Raw genomic sequence first — 1,324 nt, forward strand, 5'->3', positions numbered from 1 at the left:
GCTCGCTGGACCTACTGTGCGGCCTCCGGCGACGCGAAGAACATCATCGCGTCGCCTTCAGCCATCCCCAGACCTGCAACGCCTCCGGCGACGCGAAAAGCATCATCGCGTCGCCTTCAGCGGGTCGACCTACTTGGCTTTCTCCAGAATCTCCACCACACGCCAGCGCTTTGTCGCCGACAACGGCCGGGTCTCCATGAGAAGAACCCGGTCACCAACACCGGTGGTGCTGTTCTCGTCGTGCGCCTTGACCTTCTTGGTGCGCCTGATCGTCTTGCCGTAGAGCGGGTGCTGCACCCGGTCCTCGACGGCGACAACCACGGTCTTGGCCATCTTGTCGCTGACCACCAGGCCCTCACGGACCTTGCGGAAGCCACGACCGGTTTCCGCGGCCGGCGTCTCGTTCTGCGCGGTCGCTGCCGCGCTGTCCGTCGTCGGGGTGTCGTCCGTTGTCATCCCACTCACGCCCGTTCCGCCTGGGTTGCCGTTTGCAACTGCTCGGCGTCGTCAGCTACGACAGCCACGCCGGTTTCCACGAGCTCCGGATCGTCGGTAAGACCCAGCTCACGTTCCCGCAGCACCGTGTAGATACGCGCGATGTCACGCCGGACGACCTGCAACCGGTGGTTGTTGGTGAGCTGGCCGGTCGCGGCCTGGAAGCGGAGGTTGAACAGCTCCTCCTTGGCCTCGCGCAGCTTGTCCACCAGATCCTGCCCGGACAGGGCCCGCAACTCGTCCGCGGTCACAGTCGCGGCCGCCATCACGCACCTCCCTCACGGGTCACGAACCGGCACTTCATCGGCAGCTTGTGGATGGCCCGCCGCATCGCTTCCCGTGCCACCGGCTCGGCAACACCCGACAGCTCGAACATCATGCGGCCGGGTTTGACGTTGGCGATCCACCACTCGGGCGAACCCTTACCGGAACCCATCCGGGTCTCAGCCGGCTTCTTGGTCAGCGGGCGGTCCGGGTAGATGTTGATCCAGACCTTGCCGCCACGACGGATGTGGCGGGTCATCGCGATACGCGCCGACTCGATCTGCCGGTTCGTCACGTAGGCGGACTCGAGCGCCTGGATGCCGAACTCACCGAACGCAAGCTTGGTGCCGCCTTTGGCCGCACCGTCACGACTGGGATGGTGCTGCTTGCGGTGTGCGACCTTGCGGGGAATCAGCATCGTCCTAGCCCTCCGTCTCCTGCGTGGCCGCGCCAGCGGACACGGCGGTGTCGGCCGGAGGCGAGACCGGTACCGCGGAGCCTGCGCCCTCGGGCGCGGCCGAGGGCGCCGGCGCCGACGGCGACGGCGACGGCGACGGCGACGGCG

3 protein-coding genes are annotated in these 1,324 nt (G+C 67.2%); all 3 read right to left on the minus strand.

The annotated features are described in order from the left end of the window. Positions 1 to 129: 129 nt before the first annotated feature. Genes rpsQ through rplP form a run of 3 tightly spaced genes read right to left on the minus strand, consistent with a single transcriptional unit; the run spans position 130 to position 1,177 of the window. Positions 130 to 456: a 30S ribosomal protein S17 gene (gene rpsQ, locus DD1DGNOD_RS22975; protein ID WP_241251825.1), complete on the minus strand. Its 327-nt coding sequence runs from the start codon at positions 454 to 456 to the stop codon at positions 130 to 132. Positions 457 to 461: 5 nt separating this feature from the next. Beyond that, positions 462 to 761, minus strand: coding sequence for a 50S ribosomal protein L29 (gene rpmC, locus DD1DGNOD_RS22980; protein ID WP_131768528.1), 300 nt, complete (start codon positions 759 to 761; stop codon positions 462 to 464). After that, positions 761 to 1,177 (minus strand): 50S ribosomal protein L16, encoded by a 417-nt coding sequence (gene rplP, locus DD1DGNOD_RS22985; protein ID WP_131768529.1) that lies wholly within the window; start codon positions 1,175 to 1,177, stop codon positions 761 to 763. The genes rpmC and rplP overlap by 1 nt, the downstream gene beginning before the upstream one ends. Positions 1,178 to 1,324: the final 147 nt, after the last annotated feature.

It is taken from the genome of Candidatus Protofrankia californiensis (genome assembly GCF_900634765.1).
Lineage (GTDB): Bacteria > Actinomycetota > Actinomycetes > Frankiales > Frankiaceae > Protofrankia > Protofrankia californiensis.